Source organism: Bacillus sp. MC1252 (genome assembly GCF_056838025.1).
Genome location: NZ_CM166369.1, coordinates 2635653 through 2660235, shown reverse-complemented (window position 1 = coordinate 2660235; position 24583 = coordinate 2635653). Strand labels below are relative to the sequence as shown.

At 43.0% G+C, this 24583-nt stretch carries 25 protein-coding genes; 19 read left to right on the top strand and 6 right to left on the bottom strand.

Annotated elements, in window-relative coordinates; genetic code table 11:
* Positions 1-205 precede the first annotated feature (205 nt).
* Positions 206-1135 (bottom strand): cysteine synthase A, encoded by a 930-nt coding sequence (gene cysK, locus ACYH0L_RS13615; protein WP_482354489.1) that lies wholly within the window; start codon positions 1133-1135, stop codon positions 206-208.
* A gap of 91 nt (positions 1136-1226) precedes the next feature.
* On the opposite strand from cysK, the gene thpR reads away from it, so the two are divergent.
* The 4 genes from thpR to ACYH0L_RS13595 all read left to right on the top strand — a co-directional run bounded on the left by thpR (position 1227) and on the right by ACYH0L_RS13595 (position 4806).
* A complete protein-coding gene (gene thpR, locus ACYH0L_RS13610) occupies positions 1227-1781 on the top strand; it encodes an RNA 2',3'-cyclic phosphodiesterase (protein ID WP_256498931.1) in 555 nt (184 codons plus the stop codon).
* Positions 1782-1806: 25 nt separating this feature from the next.
* The gene (locus tag ACYH0L_RS13605) at positions 1807-2742 is read left to right on the top strand and encodes a hypothetical protein (RefSeq protein ID WP_099726824.1); all 936 of its coding nucleotides are present in this window, start codon (positions 1807-1809) and stop codon (positions 2740-2742) included.
* A gap of 48 nt (positions 2743-2790) precedes the next feature.
* The gene (locus ACYH0L_RS13600; protein ID WP_230031069.1) at positions 2791-3720 is read left to right on the top strand and encodes a YegS/Rv2252/BmrU family lipid kinase; all 930 of its coding nucleotides are present in this window, start codon (positions 2791-2793) and stop codon (positions 3718-3720) included.
* 285 nt (positions 3721-4005) lie between these two features.
* The gene (locus ACYH0L_RS13595) at positions 4006-4806 is read left to right on the top strand and encodes a phosphotransferase family protein (protein ID WP_180275495.1); all 801 of its coding nucleotides are present in this window, start codon (positions 4006-4008) and stop codon (positions 4804-4806) included.
* Here ACYH0L_RS13595 and ACYH0L_RS13590 read toward each other — a convergent pair.
* On the bottom strand, positions 4803-5078 hold the full coding sequence (locus tag ACYH0L_RS13590) for a YtzH-like family protein (protein ID WP_099726828.1): 276 nt from the start codon (positions 5076-5078) through the stop codon (positions 4803-4805). The genes ACYH0L_RS13595 and ACYH0L_RS13590 overlap by 4 nt on opposite strands.
* Before the next feature lie 188 nt (positions 5079-5266).
* Here ACYH0L_RS13590 and trmB point away from each other — a divergent pair, with 188 nt between their 5' ends.
* The 3 genes from trmB (at position 5267) to ACYH0L_RS13575 (ending at position 8653) form a co-directional block, all read left to right on the top strand.
* The gene (gene trmB, locus ACYH0L_RS13585; RefSeq protein WP_230031067.1) at positions 5267-5908 is read left to right on the top strand and encodes a tRNA (guanosine(46)-N7)-methyltransferase TrmB; all 642 of its coding nucleotides are present in this window, start codon (positions 5267-5269) and stop codon (positions 5906-5908) included.
* Between the two features lie 124 nt (positions 5909-6032).
* On the top strand, positions 6033-6881 hold the full coding sequence (locus ACYH0L_RS13580; protein WP_256498930.1) for a YtnP family quorum-quenching lactonase: 849 nt from the start codon (positions 6033-6035) through the stop codon (positions 6879-6881).
* A gap of 74 nt (positions 6882-6955) precedes the next feature.
* A complete protein-coding gene (locus ACYH0L_RS13575; protein ID WP_482354100.1) occupies positions 6956-8653 on the top strand; it encodes an NAD-dependent malic enzyme in 1698 nt (565 codons plus the stop codon).
* 44 nt (positions 8654-8697) lie between these two features.
* Here ACYH0L_RS13575 and ACYH0L_RS13570 read toward each other — a convergent pair whose 3' ends face one another.
* Positions 8698-9012, bottom strand: coding sequence for a PepSY domain-containing protein (locus ACYH0L_RS13570; RefSeq protein WP_099726831.1), 315 nt, complete (start codon positions 9010-9012; stop codon positions 8698-8700).
* Positions 9013-9211: 199 nt separating this feature from the next.
* On the opposite strand from ACYH0L_RS13570, the gene ACYH0L_RS13565 reads away from it, so the two are divergent.
* Entirely contained in the window at positions 9212-10285 is a 1074-nt protein-coding gene (locus ACYH0L_RS13565) for a M42 family metallopeptidase (RefSeq protein ID WP_230031064.1), read from the top strand.
* Between the two features lie 209 nt (positions 10286-10494).
* Here ACYH0L_RS13565 and ACYH0L_RS13560 read toward each other — a convergent pair whose 3' ends face one another.
* On the bottom strand, positions 10495-10941 hold the full coding sequence (locus tag ACYH0L_RS13560) for a YtoQ family protein (RefSeq protein ID WP_230031063.1): 447 nt from the start codon (positions 10939-10941) through the stop codon (positions 10495-10497).
* A 200-nt stretch (positions 10942-11141) separates the two neighbouring features.
* On the opposite strand from ACYH0L_RS13560, the gene ACYH0L_RS13555 reads away from it, so the two are divergent.
* From ACYH0L_RS13555 to ccpA, 11 genes are all read left to right on the top strand, one after another.
* A complete protein-coding gene (locus ACYH0L_RS13555; RefSeq protein WP_099726834.1) occupies positions 11142-12170 on the top strand; it encodes a PTS sugar transporter subunit IIC in 1029 nt (342 codons plus the stop codon).
* Positions 12157-12477: a thioredoxin family protein gene (locus tag ACYH0L_RS13550; protein WP_034322446.1), complete on the top strand. Its 321-nt coding sequence runs from the start codon at positions 12157-12159 to the stop codon at positions 12475-12477. The genes ACYH0L_RS13555 and ACYH0L_RS13550 overlap by 14 nt, the downstream gene beginning before the upstream one ends.
* A gap of 19 nt (positions 12478-12496) precedes the next feature.
* Entirely contained in the window at positions 12497-13306 is an 810-nt protein-coding gene (locus tag ACYH0L_RS13545) for a DUF1444 domain-containing protein (RefSeq protein ID WP_099726835.1), read from the top strand.
* A 19-nt stretch (positions 13307-13325) separates the two neighbouring features.
* On the top strand, positions 13326-13931 hold the full coding sequence (gene ytpR / locus ACYH0L_RS13540; RefSeq protein WP_099726836.1) for a YtpR family tRNA-binding protein: 606 nt from the start codon (positions 13326-13328) through the stop codon (positions 13929-13931).
* Between the two features lie 198 nt (positions 13932-14129).
* Positions 14130-16886: a DNA translocase FtsK gene (locus ACYH0L_RS13535; protein ID WP_482354099.1), complete on the top strand. Its 2757-nt coding sequence runs from the start codon at positions 14130-14132 to the stop codon at positions 16884-16886.
* A 303-nt stretch (positions 16887-17189) separates the two neighbouring features.
* The gene (murC, locus tag ACYH0L_RS13530; protein WP_482354098.1) at positions 17190-18488 is read left to right on the top strand and encodes a UDP-N-acetylmuramate--L-alanine ligase; all 1299 of its coding nucleotides are present in this window, start codon (positions 17190-17192) and stop codon (positions 18486-18488) included.
* A gap of 227 nt (positions 18489-18715) precedes the next feature.
* The gene (locus ACYH0L_RS13525) at positions 18716-19135 is read left to right on the top strand and encodes a DUF948 domain-containing protein (protein WP_482354097.1); all 420 of its coding nucleotides are present in this window, start codon (positions 18716-18718) and stop codon (positions 19133-19135) included.
* Positions 19136-19161: 26 nt separating this feature from the next.
* Positions 19162-19632, top strand: a complete 471-nt coding sequence (locus ACYH0L_RS13520; RefSeq protein ID WP_099726839.1) for a YtxH domain-containing protein — start codon at positions 19162-19164, stop codon at positions 19630-19632.
* A gap of 30 nt (positions 19633-19662) precedes the next feature.
* Positions 19663-19986 (top strand): bacillithiol system redox-active protein YtxJ, encoded by a 324-nt coding sequence (gene ytxJ / locus ACYH0L_RS13515; RefSeq protein ID WP_256498925.1) that lies wholly within the window; start codon positions 19663-19665, stop codon positions 19984-19986.
* A 216-nt stretch (positions 19987-20202) separates the two neighbouring features.
* Positions 20203-21279 (top strand): bifunctional 3-deoxy-7-phosphoheptulonate synthase/chorismate mutase, encoded by a 1077-nt coding sequence (locus tag ACYH0L_RS13510; protein WP_099726841.1) that lies wholly within the window; start codon positions 20203-20205, stop codon positions 21277-21279.
* 448 nt (positions 21280-21727) lie between these two features.
* Positions 21728-22729 carry a catabolite control protein A gene (gene ccpA, locus ACYH0L_RS13505; protein WP_099726842.1) on the top strand — a complete coding sequence of 334 codons (1002 nt, stop codon included), beginning with the start codon at positions 21728-21730 and terminating at the stop codon, positions 22727-22729.
* A gap of 43 nt (positions 22730-22772) precedes the next feature.
* On the opposite strand, the gene ACYH0L_RS13500 is transcribed toward ccpA, so the two are convergent.
* Both ACYH0L_RS13500 and ACYH0L_RS13495 read right to left on the bottom strand, forming a co-directional pair.
* Positions 22773-23933: an acetoin utilization protein AcuC gene (locus tag ACYH0L_RS13500; protein WP_327924854.1), complete on the bottom strand. Its 1161-nt coding sequence runs from the start codon at positions 23931-23933 to the stop codon at positions 22773-22775.
* Complete coding sequence (locus ACYH0L_RS13495; RefSeq protein WP_256498923.1) at positions 23930-24571, bottom strand: CBS and ACT domain-containing protein; 642 nt, start codon at positions 24569-24571, stop codon at positions 23930-23932. Before ACYH0L_RS13495 ends, ACYH0L_RS13500 begins: the two co-directional genes overlap by 4 nt.
* Between the last annotated feature and the right edge of the window lie 12 nt (positions 24572-24583).

Below are 24583 nucleotides of genomic sequence, written 5' to 3'. Positions count from 1 at the left end.
CGTGTAGACAAACCCTCGCATTCGGTGTCAGTCCTGCGTTCCGGTGCTCACGAATGTCAAATTCGCTCCGCTCCGGTACTCGTCCTTCCTAGACTTCAAGGGCTTTCTATCACGCTGAAAAGAAGACAAAGGGCTAAAATTAAGATCATTTTAGCCCTTTGTCAACAATCTGAAAGGAACAGGGATTCATCCCCCTGTTCCTATTTTAATCTTGAAAAACATCACTTGATAAATATCGTTCTCCCGTATCTGCTGTCATACAGATGACGATATGATCCTTAGGCATTTGTTTGGCTGTTTCAATGGCAGCATAGCAAGCTGCGCCAGATGATGGGCCAACTAAAATTCCTTCAAGACGGGCAAGCTGCCGTGTGAGGTGGTACGCATCTTCATCGCTCACTTGCACAATCTCATCATAGACATGCTCATTTAAAATAGTTGGGATAAATCCTGGACTTGTGCCAACGAGCCTATGTTTGCCAGGTTTCCCGCCAGATAAGACTGGAGATTCCTTCGGTTCTGCCACACGTATGGTCAGGCCGGGGAATGCCTTTTTTAATTCTTCACCAGTGCCTGTAATGGTTCCGCCAGTTCCAGCTGTTGCGACAAAGGCAGCAAGAGGCTGCCCAAGTTGCTTCACAGCTTCCATGATTTCTACAGCTGTTGTCCCTCTGTGAGCATCGGGGTTCGCTCCATTGTCAAATTGCATTGGAATAAAGCTATGAGGAATTTGAGCAGCCAGTTCTTCTGCCTTGCGAATGCAGCCTGGCATTTTTTCTTCTCCTGGGGTTAAGACGACCTGTGCACCGTATGCCTTTAAAATATTGATTCTTTCCTTTGTCATCGTATCAGGCATGACAAGTATCGCTTTGTAGCCTCTTGCTGCGGCGTTCATCGCCAAACCAATCCCCGTATTTCCGCTAGTTGGCTCAATAATGGTCGCCCCTTTTGTGAGCTTCCCTTGTCTTTCTGCCTCAACGATCATATTGTAAGCAGCACGATCTTTCACACTTCCACTAGGATTAAATAATTCCAGCTTTAAATAAACAGCCGCCGCATTGTCTGGCTGAAGACGCTGTAATTTGACAAGCGGTGTATCGCCAATCAGTTCAGCAATATTTTGTGCAACCTTCATCATGTGACACCCTTTCTTCTCATTCCGCATTTCTTTAGTTATACTATCATCAATGGGGATTCGTAAAGTTTGTTGAAAAAGGACAGGTGATATGATGTCAGAAAGCCGTCATTATTTTATTGGGATTCACATCCCTGAACAACTTGCGCATCAAATCAAAACAGACATCGATCAAAGGAGCGGACTGTCATTTCAAAAATGGACAGCTCCAAGTGATTATCATGTAACCCTTGTATTTTTAGGAGCCATTCCAAAAGAGCGTTTGGAAAAGATCATTCAGCTGCTTGAAAACCTTTCAAATGAAGCATCTGCATTTCCGCTAGAGCTGAATGAGTTAGGACAGTTTGGTACAAAGGAGCGCCCAAGAGTCTTTTTTGCAAAGCCGAGTGAAAGCAGGCCGCTCATGCATTTAAGAGAAAAGGTGAAAGAATCCGTATTGTCAGCAGGTCATCCTGTCGAAAAGAGACCTTTTCATCCGCATATGACGATTGCGCGCAAATGGAATGCGGATCAGCCTTATGCAGAACAATCGCCTTTACGTAAAGAGCCATATGTGATGGAGGTTTCTAGTATTGCTTTATTTGAAATACGTCCGAAAGAAACCCCACGTTATCACACAATCAAACAATTTACCCTACATAAATGATTCTAGAAGTTGGAGTGAGCAGCAGATGGCGCAAATTATCAAAATCCAAGATTATATATCACGATATGAACAAGACCCGCATCATTACATCAATCAGTTTATTCGATTGAAAAAACAAAGATGGGACGAGTTAAAAAGAGCTTCGAAAGAGGAGGCGCAGCAGCAGGTCGACCAAACCCTTGAACAAGCGCCTGAACAAGAGGAAGAAAAGAGAAAGAAATTCTCCTTAAAGAGAAAGCAAAAAGAAGCCGATATGAAAAAGGAACGAGACCTGAGTCTTTTTAACGAGCCAACAGATATAGAGCAAGGTGTCTTCAGAAACGTCCCTACCGATGAAACGAAGCTCATTCACTTTTTTAAGGATCATCTATATGATGTTCAATTAAAATGGGCCAGCTCGACGCTATCTCACATTTCAACCGTATCCCATCACATTCGGTATGATGAAAAGCTGCGTATGCTTGCAAGGCAGCTTCCAGATTCTTATTTTGTGATGTACAAGCCGGTGCTGCTCATTCAAAAAGCTGAGATGGAATTATGCTCCGTGATCATTACGCCGCTGGAAGTGATCTGTTTATCCTTCTTAGAGGCAGAGCCAGACAGCGTATATATCGGATCCAAGGAACGTTTTTGGGAAAAGCGGGCGACGGGGAAAGCTGTTCAGTCCATCTTGAACCCTTGTGCAAGCCTTCTGCGCTCTGGAACCGTAGTGTCAAAGATTTTACAGCAAAGTGGTGTAGACCTTCCTGTGAAAAAAATCCTGATCAGCCGAACCTCTTATATTGACCTACCTGAAGTGCCATACGGGATGGAGGTTGTCGATAAGAAGAAGGCTGAAGAATGGTTTGAAAAGCAGCGGAAAAATACGGCGCCGACAAAGCACCAGCAATTTAAGGCGACAAAGGCATTGCTTGCTTATGGTGAATCAGACAGCAAAAGAAGGCAGGAATGGCTCGATTAAAGGCATGATGGAAGGTCGCGTAACATGAGACCTGAGTGGAGCTAATATATGAATGAATGGTACTTTATCGTCAATCCAGCAGCAGGACATGGAAAAGGACTCCGCATTTGGAGGAGCATAGAGAAAGAGTTACAAAAGGTGGAGATCTCATACCGGTCGTTTCTCACCCAGCATGAAGGCCATGCGGAAGTATTGGCGAGACAGATTAGCGCCATGCAAGATGACAGGCTGAAGCGCCTGATCATCATTGGCGGTGACGGCACCATTCATGAAGTGCTGAATGGCTTAAAAGAAATCGATCATGTGCAGCTGAGTTTTGTCCCCGCTGGCCATTGGAATGACGCAGCGAAGGGGCTCGGTATCCATCGTCACGATGTGTTAAAAGAAGTGAGAAAGCAAAAGAGAATGCTCACTAAAACATTTTCTCTCGGTTCTTTTCACGATCATGCAGAAAGCCCGCAATCTGTTCTCTTTCTCAATCATATTGGTGCTGGGTTTGACGCGCATGTCTTGAGGAAAACGGTGCATTTTAGAGGGAAAAAGTGGTTGAAGCGACTCAAGCTCGGGTTTATCATTTACCCGCTGTCATTTCTTCATTCTTTATGGTCATTCAAGCCGTTTGATCTTGCTCTTTTTATTGAAGATGAGAGAAAAGTCTTTCGCCAAGTGTGGTTTGTGATCGTATGCAATCATCCGTATTATGGCGGAGGGCTGGAAGCAGCGCCAGAAGCAAGTGCAAGGCAGCCAGGCTTTCAAACGATCGTCGTCACGGATTTGAATCCATTCAAAGTCCTCTTGTTTCTAAGTGCGATGGTGTTTCGAAAGCACCTGTCGATGAAGGGAGTCTCCTTGTTTCAGCATGAGGAAGTGTACTTGGAGGCAGATGAAAAAATATTATTTCACGCAGATGGTGAAGTGATCGGCGCAACTCCTGTCTTTGTGAAGGCTAGTGAACGATCCTTAAAATTACGTGCTTAAATGACTGCCGGCGTATGTGCCAGCAACAGAACCATGAAAAAAGCCTTCCTTTTCAAAAGGTTCTTGTCCTGATTTTTTAGTTTTGCTTGACGAGTATAAGAAGGTAGCGATAAAATCTATAGGACGGCTATTGTTTAGCATCTCATTCTCAATAGCTGTCCTTTTTGTTTTTATGATCATATAAATAAAAAAAGAAACAGCCAATTGACCTTCAATCGGCTGAATTTTGTCGACTAAAAAAGCACGATTTAAAATATTTTAAGAAATGATGGGTTGAAAATTGATATGAACTGGTTGGGACAAATATTAGGTAGCGAATGGCACATCTCTCCTGCTGGAGGCGCTACGGGAGATGCGTACTTCGCAACACACAATGACCAAAAGCTATTTTTAAAACGCAATACGTCACCGTTTCTTGCGGTTTTGTCAGCTGAAGGCATTGTGCCGAAGCTTGTCTGGACAAAACGGATGGAAAATGGGGATGTCATTACTGCGCAGCATTGGCTGAGCGGCAGAGAGCTGAAGCCAAAGGACATGAATGACCGTCCTGTGGCGGAGCAGCTAAGAAAAATTCATACTTCTAAAGAATTGCTCGATATGCTGAAACGATTAGAGAAGCACTCTCTAGACCCAGAATCTATTCTGATGCATCTGAAGCAGTCCATTTTAAAAGAGCAGATTGATTCACCTGATATCACGCGTGCCATCCAGTATTTAGAGAAGCATGTGGAGGCAGTCCATTTCGAGGATAAGGTCGTATGTCATTGTGATCTCAATCATAATAATTGGCTGCTGACAGATGAAAACCAGCTCTATTTGATCGATTGGGATGGGGCAATGATTGCAGACCCTGCGATTGATCTTGGACCGCTTTTATACCACTATGTTGATGAAAAGAACTGGGAAAGCTGGCTCTCTATGTACGGCGCCCCGCTGACAGACAATTTGCGGAAACGCATGGCGTGGTACGTGCTCGCTGAAACCGTATCGTTTGTCGTTTGGCATAAAAGAAAAGGAAATGAAAAGGCGCAAAAAGAAGTGCAAGCGGAGCTAAACGCACTGCTAAAACGGTTAAACATCCATTAAGACAGTGGAATGTTTTCGACCCATTCAGCCAGATGAGATTGATGCTCCTCGATATGTGCATCAATTGAACTGACAGAGGTGCCCTTTTGGCTGTAATCATAAATATCTGTTAACAGCTGACGAACATCGGCATCAAGGGTCTCTTTCGCCAGCATTAATTGAATGACGCGTCCCACCTGTTCATATTCTGCAACAGTCCCACAGCAATCCAGCTGGTGATCGGTTAAGATATCTTTGATTAATTGAAGCTGATGTTGGCGGTTTAATCCCATACGTATGCTCCTTTCTTGCGTGTCGTTTATGTGGTTAAACTGTGCATTTAGCGCCCAATTTATACATGCGGCAGACCAGCTCAAATAAGGGCTGGTCTTTTTCATATGTACATATGAGATGCTGTCTTGCGGGTCTTTATGTTTCATGGTATCTTGATAAAATGTAAAGAAAATAGAGGTGTATCAAATTGAGAATGCGACATAAACCATGGGCTGATGATTACTTAGCTGAAAATGCTCATATTGCTCTAGCAAACCCTGAACAGTATAAAGGGAAATGGCATGAGCTGTTTGGAAATGATCATCCAATCCATATCGAAGTTGGGACAGGGAAAGGGAGCTTTATTGCTGGAATGGGCAAGCTTCATCCTGATATCAACTATATTGGGATTGAATTATTTAAAAGTGTCATAGTGACAGCAGTAGATAAAATCAAAGAAACAGATGTAGAAAACGTGAAGCTTTTAAACATTAATGCAGAGACACTGACAGATGTGTTTGCAGAAAATGAGATTGACCGGGTGTATTTGAATTTCTCTGATCCGTGGCCAAAAGCAAGACACGAAAAGCGCAGATTGACCTTTAAAGCCTTTTTAGAGCGATATGAACATATTCTCCATCCAGGCGGTGAATTACATTTCAAAACAGATAACCGCGGATTATTTGAATATTCCTTAAAGAGCTTTTCTGCTTACGGACTCCTTTTAACGTATGTAAGTCTTGATTTACATGAGGATGGTCTAGAAGGAAATGTGATGACAGAATATGAAGAGAAATTCTCTTCTATAGGACAACCCATCTATCGATCAGAAGTGAAATATCCAGAATAATAAAAGAAAAAAGCTGGCTGCAATGAATGATTGCGTCAGCTTTTTTTGATGAAATGTTTTAGAGGATTGGTGCATGCGAATTTCCGCTGTATTTGCTACGATAGAAAAAGGAGGGATGACAGCAATGGAGACAATGAAAATAGGTGAAATGGAACTGTTCTGGTTAAACGGGGGAGATACTCACATGGACGGCGGTGCGATGTTCGGTGTGGTGCCAAAGCCGTTATGGTCAAAAAAATACCCTGTGAATGATCGCAATCAAATTGAATTACGGTGTGATCCGATTCTCATTCGGTGGAATGGTCTTCATCTATTAGTGGATTCCGGCATCGGATCAGGGAAGCTGACGGATAAACAAAAACGAAATTACGGCGTAACAGAAGAGACCAAAATGGAGGAATCGCTTGCGGCTCTCGGTCTACGTCCATCAGACATTGATTACGTATTAATGACCCACCTGCACTTCGATCATGCCAGCGGGTTAACAAAACGTGAGGGTGATCAGCTCGTGTCTGTTTTTCAGCAGGCAAAAATCATCACATCCAAAATCGAATGGGATGAGATGAGAGCGCCGAATATTCGCTCAAGAAATACATATTGGAAAGAAAACTGGGAGCCTGTAGCAGATCAAGTGGTCACATTTGAAGAAAGCATCGAAGTGACAGAAGGAATTCATCTGCATCATACAGGTGGTCACAGCAATGGGCACAGCATCTTAACGCTCACAAGTCAGGGCGAAACAGCGATTCATTTAGCTGATATCATGCCAACACACGCTCATAAAAATCCACTTTGGGTGCTGGCATATGACGATTTTCCGATGACTTCGATTCCCGCCAAACAAAAGTGGCAAGCATTCGCAGAAGAACAAAATGCATGGTACTTGTTTTATCATGATGCCATTTACCGCGCTGTGAAGTGGGATGAAGACGAACAAATCATACATGAAGTCAAAAGAGAAGCAGGAAGATAAAAGATCATCTGTATGTTTTTTTGGCCTTTCACACAAAATAACGACAAAATGAACTTGTGAAAGGAAGAGTGCAGGTGAATCAATTTTATCGTGTACAGGGTGATGTTATCGAGACACCATTAAGAGGGATGGAAGTCATGTCTGTCCCTTATTTAAACAAAGGGGTTGCATTTACAAAGGAAGAGCGGGAAGAGCTTGGTTTAAAGGGATTTATCCCGCCTAAAGTTTTAACGTTAGAAGACCAGGCGAAGCGTGCATATGAGCAGTTCCAAGCACAGCCAGATGCGCTTGGGAAAAATGTTTATTTAACAGCGCTTCATGACAGAAACGAAGTGCTTTTTTACAAATTATTAAATGATCATTTGGCGGAAATGCTTCCGATCGTATACACCCCGACCGTAGGAACGGCGATTCAGCGTTATAGCCATGAGTATAGAAAACCTAGAGGACTTTATTTATCCATTGATGACCTAGAAGGCATGGAAGAGATTTTTGCCTCTTACGGTGTCGATGAATCGATTGACTTAATCGTTGCGACTGATGCAGAAGGCATTTTAGGCATCGGAGACTGGGGCGTTGGCGGCATAGCCATTTCAGTGGGGAAGTTGGCTGTTTATACAGCGGCGGCAGGTATTGATCCTAGCCGCGTGCTGGCAGTGGTGCTTGATGCCGGGACGAATCAAGAAAGTCTCTTGAATGATCCGCTTTATGTCGGAAATCAGCACTCTCGCGTTCGAGGAGAGCGCTATGATGAGTTCATTGATCAATATGTTGAGCTTGCCCGCGCCACCTTTCCGAATGCACTTCTTCACTGGGAAGACTTTGGTACAAAGAATGCCCGCGCCATTTTGGAGAAATATAAGGAACGTATTTGTACATTCAATGATGATATTCAAGGAACTGGAGCGGTTTCACTTGCTGCGGTTCTGGCATGTGTAAAAGCATCGAAGGTTCCGCTGAAGGACCATCGAATCGTCATCTTTGGAGCGGGTACAGCAGGTATTGGCATAGCAGAGCAAATTCGTGATGCTATCGTAAGAGATGGGGTCAAAGAAGAGGAATCATATGACCATTTCTGGTGTATAGATAAAAATGGATTGCTCACAGATGATTCACCTGAAATTCAGCCTTTCCAAAAGCCATATGCAAGACATTCTGAGGAAGTAAAGGATTATGCGCGTAATGGTCCAAAGCATTCCATTGATTTGTTAGAGGTCGTCAAGCAGGCTAAACCTACCATTTTGATTGGCACCTCGACAGTAGGAGGGGCATTTACAGAGGAAATTGTGAAAGAAATGGCGTCGCATGTCGAGCGCCCAGCGATTTTACCGATGTCTAATCCGACACCTCTTTCAGAAGCAAAGCCGGAGGATCTGATTGAGTGGACAGAAGGACGTGCCCTTGTGACAACGGGAAGCCCATTTGATCCTGTGGAATACAATGGGGTCACATATGAAATTGGGCAGGCAAATAATGCCCTTGTTTTTCCAGGACTTGGTCTTGGAACCATTGTGTCTAAAGCCCGTCTGATGACAAATAGCATGTTTGTGGCGAGTGCTGAAGCCATTGCCAGCATGGTCAATGTCGGAAAACCAGGTGCGGCGATGCTGCCAAGTGTCGAGCAGCTTCGAACGGTTTCAGCCACAGTGGCTGTCCGTGTGGCGCAAGCGGCGATTGACGAAGGGATTGCCGAAGAAACGCCGGATGATCTCATACAGACTGTGCAAGACGCCATGTGGCACCCTGTGTACAAAAAAATCAAAGCCATATAAAAAAAGAAGCTTCGCAAGGACACGTCTTTGCGAAGCTTTCTTTATCAAGCAACAGAATCAATGACATCAACGATCATGCCTGTTTTTGCATCAATCATGACTTCGTACTGTTCAAGCTCACCAAAGGCAGAGCGTGTAATGCCAGATTTGTACACATCAATCGTTTCACCATTTACGGTATACGGCTCTGGTACAGTATAGATCCAAGAGCCATCAATCGGACCGCGCTGTTTAAAAGCAGATTTCACAATTTTTAACGCTTTTTCAGACGAGATATACGTAGGGAAAAATACTTTCTTTGCAATCATTGCAGCGGCTACGCCAATACTCGCACCAATCAAAACATGTTTTAACTTCAACGTGCTGCACCTCCGTATTGCTGTTTTTTCCATTATACAAAACTTGTCCATTGATGTTAAGAAATCCGAATACTTAAAAGCATATTCAAAATTTCTGGAGAGATACTTGGAAAACCGAAAGAATTCTTATAGTATAAAGTGAGTGTTATTTTTATAGGAATATATATGGTTATTACATAGAAACGAGGTAAACTGTAGAATGAACGAAGAAACATTGTCGCTTTTCCGAAATTTAACAGAATTACAGGGGACTCCGGGTAATGAGCACCATGTGCGTGCTTTTATGAAAAAGGAACTTGAGAAATATTCCGATGAACTGATTCAGGATCGTCTTGGCGGAGTGTTTGGCGTACGCAAGGGGCCGGAAAAGGCACCAAACATCATGGTGGCTGGCCATATGGATGAAGTGGGCTTCATGGTCTCATCGATTACGAAAAACGGGATGATTCGTTTTCAAACACTTGGCGGCTGGTGGAGTCAAGTGATGCTCGCGCAGCGTGTGGACGTTCATACCGATCACGGGCCAATTCCTGGTGTCGTGTCTAGTACACCACCTCACCTTCTGACACCAGAACAAAAAAGCAAACCTGTGAAGCCGTCAGATATGCTCATTGATATTGGTGCAGATAGCGAGGAAGAGGCAAAAGAGCTTGGCATTCGCCCAGGACAGCAAATCGTCCCTGCAACGGTCTTTACCCCAATGGCGAATCCAAAAAAGATCTTAGCAAAGGCTTGGGATAACCGCTATGGCTGCGGACTTGCCATTGAATTATTAAAAGAATTAAAAGACGAAACCCTTTCATGTCAGCTGTATTCGGGTGCAACAGTTCAGGAAGAAGTAGGGCTTAGAGGTGCAGAGGTAGCAGCTAATATGATTCAGCCGGATCTATTCTTTGCTTTAGATGCGAGTCCTGCAAATGATGTGACGGGTGACAAAACACAATTCGGCCAGCTTGGAAAAGGTGCACTTCTTCGTATTTTTGATCGAACGATGATTACGCACCGTGGCATGAGAGACTTTGTACTCGATACTGCTGAAACAAATAACATTCCATATCAATATTTCGTATCACCGGGTGGTACTGATGCTGGACGTGTTCATATTTCAAACCAAGGTGTGCCGTCTGCTGTGATTGGTGTTTGCGCGCGCTATATTCATACAAGTCATTCTGTCTTGCATGTGGATGATTACGCTGCGGCAAAAGAGTTAATTGTTCGTCTTGTTAAAAGCTGTGATCAAAGCACGGTGGATTCTATTTATCAACAGGTGTAAATGATAGAAAAGAGGACAAAAGACTAAAAAACATTTTATCCTTTTGGCTTCTTTTCAGCGTGATATGAAAACCCTTGAAGTCTAGGAAGGCCGAGTACTGGCGCGGAGCGAATTTGATATTCGTGAGCACCAGCACGCAGAACTGACACCGAATGCGAGGGTTTGTCTTCACGCTGAGGCTGCCTCTTCAATGAGGGCAGCCTTCTTTCTTATTGCTGTTCAAACACGTAAGATAACGCCTTGATCGCTTGATTCACTGTTTCCACAGTGATATTTGCTTTGTTTGATAGTTCCTTTAATGGATGGTGCAGCTCTTTTGGACGGATCAAAATAAGAGGTTTTCCTTTGGCGATGGCAGAAGATGCATCCATTGCAGTGTTCCATTGTTTATATTTCTCACCAAAGCGGGCAATGACAACATCTGCTTTGGTCAATAAAATCTCGGTACGGAAATTGTTCAAATCAGAAGCAGCATCGTCTTTTAAAATGGCATTCGGCTGTTCGCCTAAAATGTCTTCACCAATGTGATCTGATCGGTCATGATTCTCCATTGGGCCAACAAATGTTACAGGTAACTTCAAAGATTGGCTTTTCTCCTTGATTTCATCACGCCACTGGCTATGAATTTCTCCAGCTAAATAGACGGTTAATTGCATAACAATCTCCTCCTTGTGCACAAACTTAGTAAAGGTTTGTCCTGTTTCTTTTCATGTTACACAAGAAGTGCTTGATAAAGCAAAAAAAATATGATTATGATATTCATGGTAGAGACTATTTTTCATCGTAAGAAGACTACATATAATGGGAAGGACAGGCCTCTTCGTCTTTCCTATGAGAAAGCAGGAAGACGACGTTGATGACTTATTTGAAAAGAAAGGGCATTTCCCTTTCGCCAAAGGTGTATTTCATTGATGCACTCTCTTATATGGCTTTAGGTCTATTTGCAACATTAGTGGTAGGGCTGATCTTAAAAACAGCAGGCGGCCTGTTATCACTTCCACTCATCATCAAAATGGGAACGCTCGCCATGGGGCTCATGGGACCGGCGATCGGCGTAGCGGTTGCGTATCGCTTAAATGCATCTCCTCTGATCATTTTTGCGAGTGTGGTCTCAGGTGCCGCAGGAGCAGAGCTTGGAGGACCTGCCGGAAGCTTTGTCGCAGCATTAATTGGTGTGGAAATCGGCAAACTTGTCAGTGGAGAGACAAGAATTGATATTATCTTAACACCGCTTGTCACCATTATGACGGGCTTTTTCACCGCCGCTTTGATCGGGCCTGGGATTGAAGGTATGATGACAGGGCTAGGCAGGCTCATCATGTGGGGAACAGATCAAAGTCCGCTGATCATGGGTATGCTTGTGGCAACCATTGTTGGACTTGCGCTCAGCTCACCGATCTCAAGTGCTGCGCTTGCGCTGATGCTTGATTTAAGCGGGACAGCGGCTGGTGCTGCAACGATCGGCTGCTGCGCTCAAATGGTCGGCTTTGCCGCTGCAGGCTTTAGAGAAAACCGCTTTGGCGGTCTTGCCGCTGTCGGCATTGGGACGTCAAAACTGCAGCTACCGAATATTGTGAAAAACCCCCTCATCCTCATTCCGCCGACGATTGCGGGCCTTATTCTTGCACCAATTGGTATTATTGGCTTTGGGATGGTCAATAATGCGGCAGGAGCAGGAATGGGAACGAGCGGTCTTGTTGGACAACTGATGACGCTCACAGTCATGGGGTTTCATCCATCCGTACTACTCGCGATTGCTCTCTTGCATATCGTTGGCCCGGCAGTGATTAGTTTGGTAGTATCAGAATGGATGAGAAAGAAAGGCTATATACAATTCGGAGATTTAACCATACAAACTGGAGGAATGAAACATGAAAAAAATTGAATCAAACGAAGAATTACAAAAAGTAATTCAACAAGACTTAACGGTATTACTATTCTCAGCTGACTGGTGCCCGGACTGTACATTTATTGAACCATTCTTACCAGAGCTTGAAGCAAACTACCCAGAATTTGAATACTTCTATGTCGATAGAGATCAGTTCATTGACACTTGTGCAGAGTGGGAAATTTACGGCATTCCAAGCTTTTTAGTCTTTAAAAACGGACAAGAGATCAACCGCTTTGTCAGCAAAGATCGTAAGACAAAGGAAGAGATTGAAGCATTTTTAACAGATTCTCTTTCTAAATAACGAAAGGAGAGTCTTAACTATGGCAAAAATGACATCAAGACAGCTTGCCAATCAATTGAAAAGCCGTCTGACGAGTGACAGCTGGTCACACCAGTTTGACCGGGAAAAAGATACGCTTCGTATTGAAGATAAACAAACAGGTAAAGGCATCACGCTTGAGCTTCCGCCAATTATTGCGAAGTGGGAAGTAAAGCCTGATGAAACACTGGATGAGATTGTTTACTATGTGAAAGAGGCACTAAGCGCAATGAAAGGCGAAGCGCAGCACATATCAGGTAAAGAAAAGCAAATCTATCCGGTTATTCGTTCGACTTCCTTTCCAGAGACATCAAGTGACGAGATTCCGCTCGTTTTTGATGAGCATACAGCTGAAACAAGAATCTACTATGCGCTTGACCTTGGAAGCACCTACAGATTAATTGATGAGAAGATGCTTCAAAAGGAAAACTGGACAAAAGAGCGAATCAGGGAAACCGCAAGCTTTAACGTCCGCTCACTTGAAACCGTGGTGAAAATGGATGAAGTCGCAGGCAATCGGTTTTATTTCTTCCGTGCCAATGACGGATATGATGCCAGCAGACTTTTAAATGAATCGATTTTACAAGAATACGCGCAAAAAATAGAGGGACAGATGGCCATTTCTGTTCCCCATCAAGATGTATTCATCATTGCAGATGTTCGCAATGATTCAGGCTATGATATTTTAGGGCAAATGTCGATGAGCTTCTTCGCCAGCGGCACGGTTCCAATTACCGCATTGTCATTTTTATATGATGAGGGCAAGCTCGAACCGATCTTTATTCTTGCGAAAAGCAGACCAAAACAGTAGTAGAAGGGAATTTTGAAGAATGAATGCTTTTTATAATGCAGAAGGTGTAGGCGACACACTTCTTATTTCATTAAAAGATGTGACAAGAGAAGAAGTAGGTCATGAAACGTTTGGAGATGTCGTGAGAATCTTCAATCAAGACACAAAAGAAACAACAGGCTTTAATATCTTCAACGCATCCACTTACATGAAAATTGAAGAAAACGGATCTGTACCGCTTTCTGAAACGCTTGTTCAAGATATCAATGAAATTTTAAACCGCAACGGTGTCAGTGAAACGTTGACTGTCGATCTATCACCAAAATTTGTTGTCGGCTATGTGAAGGAAAAGGAAAAGCATCCGAATGCAGATAAATTAAACATTTGCCAAGTAGATGTTGGCGAAGAAACATTACAAATCGTGTGCGGTGCACCAAACGTCGATCAAGGTCAATATGTCGTTGTTGCCAAGGTCGGCGCAGTGATGCCAAGCGGCTTGATCATCAAAGATGCTGAACTAAGAGGTGTACCATCAAGCGGAATGATTTGTTCTGCAAAAGAATTAGATCTTCCAGATGCGCCTGCTGAAAAAGGGATCCTTGTTCTAGAAGGAACCCACCAAGCTGGCGAACCCTTTGAAGCCTAACCTCCCATAAACGGGCACATATGAGCGAAGAATGTGTTATACGAAAAGTCACTAAGTACGTACTTAGTGACTTTTTTTCATCTACATACAGCATGAACAGCAAAAGCGGCACTTTTCTCGCTTTTCTGCATGAAAAAGCAGTGGTATACTAAAAATCGCCCAAGAAAACGTAAGGGGAGTTAAAGTGAGTGATAAACGATGAGTTGGATAGATAAATTTTTCAGTGTGTTTTTAGGAGAAGAAAAGAAAGAAGAAAAAGCTGAGAGACCCGTAGAAGGTCCGGATGCGCCAAAGCAGTCAGCTTTTGAACAGCATAAAGAATATAAAAAAGTTGAAGATACGAAAGTCTATTATGAATATCCGAAAGGCAACTTCCGCTTTCCTCTCGTTCCAGATGAACCCGCTCGTGACGGAGTGAAGCAGCAGGAGAGAAGGCGCGCGAGACCCAGCCAGCCAAAGGTAAAGCAGCCGACCTATCAGCCTAAACAAACGTTGCAGCCTGATATAAATAAAAAGCCATTCAAAACAGAGCAAATCCCTTCGCCGATCTATGGCTATCATCAGGATATGCGTCCAAAACGAAAAGAAGGCAAAGAAGAAGCACCCTCTGTTCAAATGAAGGCCACAGAAGAAACTGCACAGCGTGTTACACTGTTATCAGAAGAGGCAGAGCGTGAACGGAATGTGAGACAGCAAATGAACATCCCGTCTATACGGAAAGAAAATCGTATGGAAGAAGCTTCTTCAGCTCCTGCAGAAGAGAAAGCGGATATGCAAACAGCCGCGACGCCTCTTACTTTGCAAGAGGAACTCGCCTATCAGGATCACGTTCAGTCGACGATGGAGCGCTTAAATGACGAATCTTTTATCCAAGCAGAGGAAAAGGATCAAGCCTTTTCACAGCCTGAAGATCATAACGAAGCTGTTTTACATAAGCAGCAAGCCCCAGCATACCAAGACGATCCGGTAGAGCCTGAGCCGGAACAGGTCGTCTCCGGCGAACAAGAAGAAAGAAAAGACGAGCCGATGAATCAGGTTGAAGATCATGCTGAAGAAATAGACAGATGGACATTTGAAAAAGCTGAAGACTCACAACCAGCAATTGAAATGGAAATAGATAGCCCAGCAGAAGAAGTGACGGTGACAGAAGACATCACAGCGGAAGATATGGAGAAAATAGAGGTCGCTTCGATAGAAGAAAGACAAGAAGAAGTGCCAGCAGCAGGCTTTGAAGAAGCTGAGCAAGTGATCAAACATGAACTGCAAGATGATCAATCTATGGAAGAACCTGAAATCATAGATGATCAAGTCATGCCATTCGAACGAGAAACAGTAACGGATGAACGGACTGCCTCTGGGCCAGCAGAAACCTTCATGGATCAGACAGAGCAGCAAGAACAAACGCTTGAAGTGAAGCGAGAAGAAACAAAACAGACATCTCCGCAGCCGAAGGGTTCAAACGGTCAAACCTCAACGGTTCCTTTTAACGTCATGATGTTAAAAAGTGACCAGCGCGTGCAAGGACAGAAGAAAACGTCGGATGCACAAGGATATGTTTTTCCGAGCTTAGCCCTTCTAGACGTACCTCCAGCTCAAAAAGAAGAGGACGGGACATGGGTGAAAGAGCGGGCAGAGCTGCTCAATGCAACGCTTAAAAATTTCAATGTAAGAGCAAGTGTGGTCCATGTCACGCAGGGACCTTCTGTCACAAGATTTGAAGTACATCCTGAACCAGGTGTGAAAGTGAACAAAATCACGAACCTGTCAGATGATATTAAACTCAGTTTGTCCGCAAAGGATATTCGAATCGAAGCACCAATCCCAGGAAAGAACACGATCGGAATTGAAGTGCCGAACCTGCACAGTAAAATGGTGTTCTTAAGAGAAATGATCAGAAGCAGTGCATTTAGAGACAATCCATCTCCTTTAACGGCAGCACTCGGATTAGATATATCAGGTCAGCCCGTCGTGGTTGATCTGCAAAAAATGCCGCACGGCTTAATTGCTGGAGCAACAGGTTCAGGAAAAAGTGTCTGCATTAATACCATTTTAGTAAGCTTGATGTTTAAAGCCTCACCAGATGAAGTGAAAATGCTCCTAATCGACCCTAAAATGGTTGAATTAGCGCCGTATAATCACATTCCACATCTCGTGAGTCCTGTCATTACCGATGCCAAGACAGCGACGGCTGCCCTGAAATGGGTAGTCGATGAAATGGAAAGACGCTATGAACTGTTTGCTCACTCTGGTGTGAGAGAAATTAAACGATTCAATGAGCTTGTGAAAGAAAAGCAAATGGGTGAAAAACTTCCGTATCTCGTCGTTGTCATCGATGAGCTGGCTGATTTAATGATGGTCGCACCAAATGAAGTCGAAGAAAGCATTTGCCGGATTGCACAAAAAGCTAGAGCGTGTGGTATTCACTTACTGATTGCGACTCAAAGACCATCCGTTGATGTCATCACAGGTCTCATTAAAGCCAATATCCCAACAAGAATTGCTTTCTCTGTCTCAAGCCAGGTAGATTCTAGAACCATTATTGACATGGCAGGTGCAGAAAAGCTTCTCGGAAAAGGAGACATGCTCTTTTTAGAAAATGGCTCTGGCAAGCCGACAAGGCTGCAAGGGAACTTTGTATCAGACCGCGAGATCGATCAAGTGGTGGCACATGTGAGGAAACAACGCAAGCCTGTGTTTCTTTTCGAACAGGAGGAATTGATGCTCCAAGGCTCTGCGATTACAGACGAAGACGAATTGTTTATGGATGCCTGCCGATTTGCAATCGAGCAAAATAGTGCAAGTACATCCAGTTTGCAAAGAAGATTTAGAATTGGCTACAATCGTGCAGCCAGATTGATTGACATGATGGAACGTGAAGGCATGATCTCTGGTGCGAAAGGCAGTAAACCAAGAGAAGTCCTCATGACACTCAGTGATCTAGAACAATTGATCTAAACAAAAACCACTTCATTTTTTTGATAAACATGGTATGATAGCACATAGGTGCAATTTTGTAATTGGACACTTTTTGCGTGCCTGTCTGAACTCTTTTTATGTAAAATGAGCTGAAACAGGTGTTAGAAATGGGAAAGTTGTCGGATACTAATCATAGTTAATATTGATTAGAATAGGAAGATCGGAAAAAATCTTTATTTGGAGCTGCGATCTGTGATCCGCTAGAGATGAAAATCACAAGTTGCAAATTGAAATGAGCGTCATATACTGTAAGTCAGATAGACGTTTGTTGGAGGTACAATTATGACTGTTTATCATTTTGTTGGAATAAAAGGGACAGGTATGAGTCCACTGGCCCAAATTCTTCATGATACTGGGTATACTGTCCAAGGATCGGATATCGAAAAGCACATCTTTACACAAAAAGCATTAGAAGAAAGAAACATTAAAATTCTTCCATTTGACCCAGATAATATTCAGCCGGGGATGACGGTCATTGCAGGAAATGCATTTCCTGATACACACCCTGAGATTGAACGTGCCCTTTCTGAAGGGATTCCTGTGATTCGTTACCATAAATTCCTTGGAGAATACATGGATTCATTCACAAACATTGCGATTACTGGTGCTCATGGCAAAACATCCACAACAGGACTGCTTGCCCATGTGATGCAATCAGCAAAGCCAACTTCGTACTTAATCGGTGATGGATCTGGAATGGGGAAAGAAAACAGCGAGTATTTTGTATTTGAAGCATGCGAATACCGCAGACACTTCCTCAGCTATCATCCAGACTATGCGATCATGACCAATATCGATTTTGATCACCCTGATTATTTCTCGGACATTGATGACGTGTTTGATGCGTTTCAAAACATGGCGCTTCAAGTGAAAAAAGCCATTATCGCTTGCGGAGACGATGAACATCTGCTCAAGATTCAAGCGAAAGTACCTGTTGTGTACTACGGATTCAATGAAGAAAATGATTTCCAAGCACGTAATGTTGTGAAAAATACGGAAGGCACCACATTTGATGTATTTGTTCGCAATACGTTTTATGATACCTTCTATATTCCTGCATATGGAAATCATAATGTCCTCAACTCGTTAGCAGTGATTGCTTTATGTCATTATGAAGCCATTGATGTAGATTTGATCAAAGGTGCATTAACAACATTTGGCGGTGTGAAACGACGCTTTAATGAAAAAACAGTAGGTGAGCAAGTCTTAATTGACGACTATGCACATCACCCAACTGAAATTGAGGTTACCATTGAAGCGGCCCGTCAAAAATATCCAGAACGTGATATTGTCGCTGTTTTCCAGCCGCATACCTTCACACGGACACAGCAATTCTTAACTGAATTCGCTGATAGCCTAAAGAAAGCTGATTATGTGTATCTTTGCGATATCTTTGGTTCAGCTCGTGAAAACATTGGGAAACTAAGCATCGAAGATTTACGTGGAAAAATTCCGCAAGCTCAGTTGATTGATGAAGACGAGACATCTGTGTTGAAAGCGCACGAGGATGCGATTTTGATCTTTATGGGAGCCGGAGACATTCAAAAATATTTACGTGCTTATGAGAAAGTTGCTGTATAAATGTAAATGATCGTAAAAGTGCCGTTTCAATCGGCACTTTTTTATGTTGAATAAAATGTGACAAAGGGGCTAAATGTGTCAAGATGTGCTGCTTTTTTTCATTCGCTGTGGACAGGAATTAGCGAATAAGTGTAGAATTATTAATCAATCGGTCATTCTAGGCGATGTTTGAATGATACAACGAGAGGGTATTGAATTGAATATGCCCGCAACAAAGGAGGTATCAGATGATTATTATTCTCTATCTAAGCGTTGCACTGATCGCAATTGCTTTCCTCATTCTTGTCATCTATTTGTCTAAAACATTAAAATCCTTACAGCTGACATTAAAGAATGTCGCATCAACTTTAGAAGGTCTTGAAGGACAGATGCAAGGCATCACCACAGAGACAGCGCAGTTGCTACATAAGACGAATCAGCTTGCTGAAGATATTCAAGACAAATCGGCAAAACTCAACACAGTTGTGGATGCAGTGCAGGGAATTGGCGGCTCGATCAACCAATTTAATACAAGCATAAAGCAGGCAGCTGGAGCAGTTTCTTCTTCCGTTGAAAAGAACCAAGAAAAAGTGACGGATGTTGTAAGCTGGAGTAACGCAGCACTTGAAATTTATAAAAAATGGAAACAACGTAAACACCAAAAATAAACCATTTTCGCATAGGAGGAATAATCATGAGCAAAGACGGAATCAATAGCAAAGACTTTTTGATCGGAACACTTATTGGTGGCATTGTCGGTGCAACAACAGCATTATTCTTAGCACCAAAGTCAGGGAAAGAGCTTCGCGATGATTTGAACACCCAAGCGAATGCTTTAAAAGATAAAACAGATCGACTCACAACAGATGCGAAGGAAAAAGGCACTGAATATGTGACGATTGCGAAAGATAAAACGTCTGAATTGTCTCAGCTGGTGGCAGAGCAGTCAAACCAGATTTTAGACAAAGTGAAAGACATAAAAGAGCGTGCAGCTGGAAAAGCTAATCAAGTGAAAAGTGAAGCAGAAGATGCTGCAAATGATCTTGCGAGCGAAGCGTCAGATGTAGCAGACGAAGCAAAAGTAAGAGCACAAGAAGCAAAATCAGAAATTGAAGACGGCATCAAAGATGTCAAAGAAAAAGTAGAACAATCTACTAAAGGCTAACTCGCTGCTTAAGTTAGGAAGGAGCACATCATGTCAAAGCAACTCATCGAAACAGAAGAACAGTTTGATCAACTAACGAATCAAGACGGAACCTTTGTCTTTTTTAAGCACAGTTTGACATGTCCAATCAGCCAAGCTGCTTTTCATGAGTTTGAAGCATTTGCGTCTGCACATGAAGACGTGCCTGCTTATTTCTTGCAAATTCAAAACACAAGAGAGCTTTCAGCCTATGTGGCTGAAAAGTCAGGGGTAAAGCACGAAAGTCCCCAGGCACTCGTCTTTAGCGGTGGAAAAGTAAAATGGCATGCATCTCACTCAAGCATTACAAAAGAAGCGCTTGAACATCATATGTAGAAGAACGTCAGCAACTGCTGACGTTTTTTTTATAAAAAAGGTTTACTTGAACCAAAAGTATGCTATAATCTTACACATAATACTTTATCGCTTAAAAGCGTTTGGGTAATAAAGAATTTTTTCGTGACAATTCCGAAATCTTTGTTTATAATAAACCCTATCCTGAGAGAATTTAAAAATAAAAAGCGAGAGCAGGCAGAGGAAAGGATGACAAAAATGAGCAACAACGAACTAGAACAATTGAGACAGCAAGCAGATGAACTAAATCTTCAAATCTTAAAACTGATCAATGAAAGAGGAAGCATTGTAAAAGAAATTGGAAAGGCAAAAGAAGCGCAAGGTGTCAACCGTTATGATCCTGTCAGAGAGCGCACAATGCTGAACCAAATTCTTGAAGAAAATGACGGCCCATTTGAAAATTCAACGATCCAGCATATTTTCAAGGAAATTTTCAAAGCAGGTCTAGAGCTTCAAGAAGATGACCACAGCAAAGCACTTCTTGTTTCTCGTAAGAAAAAACCAGAAAATACAATTGTGAACATCAATGGGGAAGCTATCGGTGATGGAAAACAACGCTTCATCGTTGGACCATGTGCTGTTGAAAGCTACGAACAAGTCGCAGAAGTAGCGGCAGCAGCTAAACAGCAGGGACTAAAACTGCTTCGCGGTGGCGCATTTAAACCTCGCACAAGTCCATACGACTTCCAAGGGCTTGGTGTAGACGGTCTAAAGATTCTAAAGCGTGTAGCTGATGAATACGGTCTTGCTGTCATTAGTGAAATCGTAAACCCTGCGCATATTGAAGAAGCGATTGAGCATATTGATGTGATTCAAATTGGTGCACGTAACATGCAAAACTTCGAACTATTAAAAGAAGCCGGATCTGTGAAGAAACCAGTTCTTTTAAAACGCGGTCTAGCAGCGACCATTTCAGAATTCATCAATGCAGCTGAATACATCATCGCACAAGGAAATGACCAAATCATCCTTTGCGAGCGCGGTATCCGCACATACGAAACAGCGACAAGAAACACATTAGATATCTCTGCTGTGCCAATCTTGAAACAGGAGACACATTTACCAGTCTTCGTTGATGTGACGCACTCAACTGGACGTAGAGATCTTCTTCTGCCAACAGCCAAAGCAGCTCTTGCGATTGGAGCGGACGGTGTCATGGCAGAAGTGCATCCAGACCCATCTGTTGCCCTATCTGATTCAGCGCAGCAAATGGACATTCCTCAATTCGAAAAATGGTTAGATGCGTTAAGACCACTTGTCAACATTCACGCGTAATCATAGATAGAATTACCGCCGGATAACAGCCCGGCGGTTTTTTCATGGAGAAAACACAATAGAATTGGAAATGAAAGGAATAAATCGCATTGCAAGCTTAAAGTGCTTGTTCACAATGTTTTCATTTTTAAAATTCGACAGAATCTGCTAAGATCATTGTCATAGCTGATGTTCACGATGACTTTTGCTGAAATATGATTCAATTTACAGGTAACAAGCTCATTAAAGTTTGTTTAATTTAGTTATAAAAAGAAAGGGAACGTTTTCATATGACGAAAAAACGTGTATAATTTCATAAAAGAATGTCATTTTGATGTAGATTGAAAAATTATGTGTCTCTTTTCATCGTTTTAATGACAAATAGGATATTATTTTTTTCGTATCTGATATGTCTCTACCTAATTGGTGAATGCTATAGATATGAAGTGTATTTGAAGGAGTGATTTATGTGAATAATGTTACAATATATGATGTAGCAAGAGAAGCAAATGTAAGTATGGCAACGGTATCACGTGTTGTGAATGGAAATCCGAACGTGAAACCAACAACAAGAAAAAAGGTGCTTGAAGCGATTGATCGTCTTGGCTACCGTCCGAACGCAGTGGCACGAGGCCTTGCAAGTAAAAAAACAACGACGGTTGGGGTCATCATCCCTGATATTTCTAGTATCTTCTATTCTGAGCTTGCACGCGGGATTGAAGATATCGCCACGATGTACAAGTACAACATCATTTTGAGCAACTCAGATCAAAATACAGATAAAGAGCTGCATTTGTTAAATACGATGCTAGGCAAACAAGTAGATGGGATTGTCTTTATGGGCGGCAACATCACAGATGTGCTTGTCGAAGAATTTAAGCGCTCTCCTGTACCAATTGTTCTTGCAGCATCAGTTGAAGAGCAGGCACAAACACCATCTGTGAACATTAACTATGAGCAGGCCATTTATGATTCAGTCCAATTATTAATTGAAAAAGGCCATAAACGAATTGCGTTCGTATCTGGTCCGATGTCAGAACCAATTAACTCTGTGAGAAAGCTTGCTGGGTATAAGCGTGCGCTAGAAGAAGCGGGCATTGCTTTTGATGATGTTCTCGTTGCTGAAGGCGATTACTCCTATGACTCAGGAATTGAAGCCCTTGCAAATCTGCTTGAGCAATCAGACAAGCCGACGGCTGTCATTGCAGCAACAGACGAAATGGCTCTTGGTGTCATTCACGGCGCACAGGACAGAGGCGTCTCGATTCCTGAAGACTTAGAGGTCATTGGCTTTGATAACACAAGACTTTCCCTCATGGTACGTCCTCAGCTGACAACGGTTGTTCAGCCGACATATGATATTGGCGCTGTCGCAATGAGACTGCTGACAAAGCTGATGAACAAAGAACAAGTGGACGATCAAATTGTTGAGCTGCCACACAGAATTGAAGAAAGACAATCAACAAAATAAAAACAAAAAGCAGGCTCACCTTATCAGTGAATGCCTGCTTTTCTTATGCATTTTTCCTTTCTCTTCTAACAGGCATGAGTGCTTTTTCTACTGTTTGCGCATTTTTTTCTGTGATTTCTGCTTTTCTTGGTATCGGTGGATATAAATCGTCAGGGTCGAACCATGTTGATGGAAGGGTGACAGGCGATTGCTTATTCCATGCCCGAATCCACTCCTTAGGAAGGTCAGCTGGCGGTGTGACGCCTTTCATCTCAAGCCAAATGCGGCTCCACGCTCTTGGGACCACGCGCCAAATATCATATCCGCCTCCGCCAACAGCGATCCATTTGCCTTCACAATATTGATGAGCAAGCTCATGGGCAAGTCTGGGAATTTCCTCATATATTTTCATGGTGGCAGATAAATGGGTTAAAGGATCGTAATAGTGAGCATCCGCTCCGTTTTGCGTCAAAATCACGTCTGGTTTAAAAAAAGCAGCTATCTCAGTCACTGCTGTTCGGTATGCTTCGAGGAACGATTCGTCTTCTGTAAATGCATCGAGCGGAATATTATACGCATAGCCATAGCCTTTATCATGGCCTCTTTCCTGTACTTGTCCAGTTCCAGGGAACAAGTAGCGACCCGTTTCATGAATGGAGACAGTACATACCTCTGGATCGTCATAGAAGCTAAACTGTACACCATCTCCGTGATGAGCATCCGTATCAATATATAAAATCCTTGCGCCATATGTCTTTTGAATATATTGAATGGCCACAGAGCTGTCATTATAAATACAAAAGCCAGATGCACGTCCTTTAAATCCGTGGTGAAGCCCGCCGCCAAGGTTGAGCGCATGCTGCGAATGACCCAGCATCACTTGATCAACCGCTGTTAATGTCCCGCCAACAAGAAGAGAAGCCGCCTCATGCATACCTGCAAACATCGGTGTATCCTCCGTGCCAAGGCCGTAGCGTTCACCCTCTGCTGTAGACAGCTTTCCTTCACTTGCCCGCTGCACAGCTTGAATATAATCTGTCGTATGGACGAGCTTTAATTCCTCCAGCGTAGCCATACGCGGTGCGATGATCTCATCATCCGTTAACGCCTTCATTTTTTGAAGAAGATCGTATGTTAAGTAGACACGAAGCTGATTGAAGGGGTGATCTTGATGAAACTGGTACGTTTGAAAAGATGGTGAAAAAACAAAGGTCGCTTCCTTCATTTGACCGTCTGCTCCATAGGCCAGAGCACCTTGTAGCCTTTTGCCCGAATCAGCTTCGTCACATGATCTGCATGAATGGTTTGAAGGCGGAATACGAGCACTTTAGAGGCTTCATTTGCATGCGGGTACACAAGCACACTCAGCATTTGAATATGCTGCTCCTTTAAAATAGCCGTAATGTCTGCGAGCCCTTCTGTCATCTGCTTCACTTCAACCTCTAAGTGTGACCCAGGCTGATCTGCACCTGTCAGTCTGACAAACGTACGAAGTAAATCTGTCTTTGTGATAATGCCTACAAGCTTACCGCGTCTCACCACTGGAAGGCAGCCAATTCCATGCTCAAAAAAGACACTCGAAATCTCCTCAACGAAATCAAGCGGATGGGCGGTGATTGTCTCTAGCACCATGATCTCTTCTACCGGCCGCTGAATAAAAAGCTGCCTTTTTTCTGTTTCGAAAATACTTGGACTGGCATTTTTAATATCCCGATCTGTCACCATCCCAATGACAGAATCTTGATCAGATACGATGGGAATATGCCGAATGTGATGTGCACTCATTTTTTGAATGGCTTCTTCGATCGTATCGGTTTTTCGCAGCGTGATCACATCACGCTCCATAATTTGTTCAATCATCATTGTTTACCAATC